The sequence below is a fragment of the Kribbella sp. genome, from assembly GCF_035687465.1.
GTDB lineage: Bacteria > Actinomycetota > Actinomycetes > Propionibacteriales > Kribbellaceae > Kribbella.
The window spans coordinates 1-2,373 of sequence record NZ_DASRXP010000388.1 but is presented as its reverse complement, the minus strand read 5'-3'; the positions used below and the strand labels follow the sequence as shown (position 1 = coordinate 2,373).

General features: G+C 66.8%; 2 protein-coding genes. One reads left to right on the top strand and one right to left on the bottom strand.

Annotation, left to right across the window (positions count from 1 at the left end; genetic code table 11):
• The first annotated feature begins 347 nt into the window (after nucleotides 1-347).
• The gene (locus VFG33_RS20415) at nucleotides 348-914 is read left to right on the top strand and encodes a hypothetical protein (protein WP_325054507.1); all 567 of its coding nucleotides are present in this window, start codon (nucleotides 348-350) and stop codon (nucleotides 912-914) included.
• A 63-nt stretch (nucleotides 915-977) separates the two neighbouring features.
• On the opposite strand, the gene glgP is transcribed toward VFG33_RS20415, so the two are convergent.
• Nucleotides 978-2,373, bottom strand: a 1,396-nt coding sequence (glgP, locus tag VFG33_RS20410; protein WP_325054506.1) for an alpha-glucan family phosphorylase, incomplete at its 5' end; no start/stop codon positions are given.

Here is a 2,373-nt window from a genome sequence, read left to right as displayed (position 1 = left end):
CCGGGCGTAGCTGCGTCCTTCCCTGGTCGTGGTGAGGTGTGTCAAGGGTCGAACTCGTTCGAGCCCGAAGGGCCGCGAAGCGCCCTTGACTCACCTCACCACGACTAGCAAACTCACGCAGCCCGGCGACGCGAACCACATCCACCTATGCATCCGCGAACCACATGCACCTACCCGCGAACCACACCCACCTATGAAACCGCGGATGACGTGGCTCTCGCGGTTGCGTTCGGGGAGGCATACGTCGGGCGGAGTACGTGGGGTGCCTTCGGTGGGTGGATGTGCGAGGGGGCGTCGCGGTGGACGATCTTCTGGTAGGGATCGAGGACCAGGGACGGGAGAGGGAGATGAGTACTGCGGTGGCGCCGGTGGGCGAGGGAGTTGACGGGACGTCGACGCAGGCGTCGCGCCGCACGGCCAAGGGATGGCGGTTGGCTGGGAAGTCGCGGAAGGCAGTTCTGGTGCTGCACATCGCGTCGGTTGGTTCTTGGTTGGGGATCGATGTGGTGATGGCCGTGCTGGTCTTCACCGCGTTGGGGACGGACGACGACAGCACCAAAGCCTTGTGTTTCAGGGCGTTGGAGTTGGTCGCAGTATGGCCGATGACGATCTCCGGGCTCACCTGCCTCACCACCGGCGTACTGCTCGCAATGGGTAGCAAGTACGGGCTGGTGAAGTACTGGTGGGTGGTCTTGAAGCTGACCATCAACCTGCTGCTGAGCACCCTGGTACTGATCGCGCTGCGACCGGGCGTCAACGAGATGGCCGAGCAGGCACGCGTTCAGGAGGCCGGCGGAGACGCGATCCTGAATGCCGGCGACATGGTGTTCCCGCCGATCGTGTCGCCGACGCTGCTGATGGTCGCCGTAGTCCTGTCGGTCTTCAAGCCCTGGGGCCTACTCCGCAAGAAGTAGCCCCCAAGACGGAGAAACGCCGGGCACCCCAACAAGGGGTGCCCGGCGTTGTTCAGCGAAGAGTCAGAACTCGGAACCGACCGGCAGGTCCGGAGATTCCGGGTCCTCCGGGTCGGACGGTCCTGCGGCCAGGCCTAGTTCGGCCGGGCTTGCGAGCATCGGGTGCTTCGGCAGCACGCGGACCGTGTAGCCGAACGGTCCCGTGCGGTCGAGCTTGAGCTCACCCTCGAACCGGTGGCGGTTGCCCTCGTACGTCTCGGCCAGCGACAGCGACACTCGGACCGGGTCGGTGATCTCGTCCGCCGAATCCACCCGCCCGTGCAGCGCCTCGACGTCGATGTCCGAAGGCGTCAGCTCGCCCAGCGTCACGAACGCGCGGATGCCGACCGTCGTACCGAGCTGCGGCATGTCGCCGAGACCCTGCAGCTCCACGTGATCGACCCGGATGTCCGGCCACGCCGCCCGGACCCGCTTCTTCCACGCAGCCAGCTCACGAGCACCCTCGTACGTCGAGTTGAGCAGGCGCGAGGACTTCGCGGCAGGCACGTACAGCTGCTCGACGTAGTCCCGGACCATCCGGGTCGCGAGTACCTTCGGGCCGAGCTCCTTGATCGTGTGCCGGAGCATCTCGATCCAGCGGCCCGGCACCTCGCCGTCGTAGAACCGCGGCGCGACCTGCTTCTCGATCAGGTCGTACAGCGCATGCGCCTCGAGGTCGTCACGCCGGTCGGTGTCCTCGATCCCCTCGGCCGACGGGATCGCCCAGCCGAACTCGTCGTCGTACCACTCGTCCCACCAGCCATCGCGGATGGACAGGTTCAGAGCACCGTTCAGCGCCGCCTTCATGCCGGACGTGCCACACGCCTCGTACGGACGGAGCGGGTTGTTCAGCCAGACGTCGCAGCCCGGGTACATCGGCTGTGCCAGCGCGATGTCGTAGTCGGGCACGAAGACGATGCGGTGCCGGACCTCCGGGTCGTCGGCGAACCGGACCATCTCCTGGATCAGCTTCTTGCCACCCTCGTCGGCCGGGTGCGCCTTGCCCGCGATGACGATCTGGATCGGCCGCTGCGGGTGCAGCAGCAGCGCCTTCAGCCGGGCCGGGTCACGCAGCATCAGAGTGAGTCGCTTGTACGACGGAACGCGGCGGGCGAATCCCATCGTCAGCACGTCGGGGTCCAGGATCGAGTCGACCCACCCCAGTTCCGCCTCCGAGGCGCCCCGGTTCACCCAGGACGCGCGGACGCGGGCCCGGGTGTCGTCGATGAAGCGCTGCCGCAGCATCCGCTTCGTCTCCCACAACTGCGCGTCCGTGGTCTTGTCCAGACCCTCGAACATGCCTTCCGAGTCGCCCTGGTCGGCGTTCGCGTAGGTCAGTGCCGAGATCTCCCGGGCCACCCAGGTCGGCGCGTGCACGCCGTTGGTGATCGAGGTGATCGGCACGTCCGACGGGTCGAAG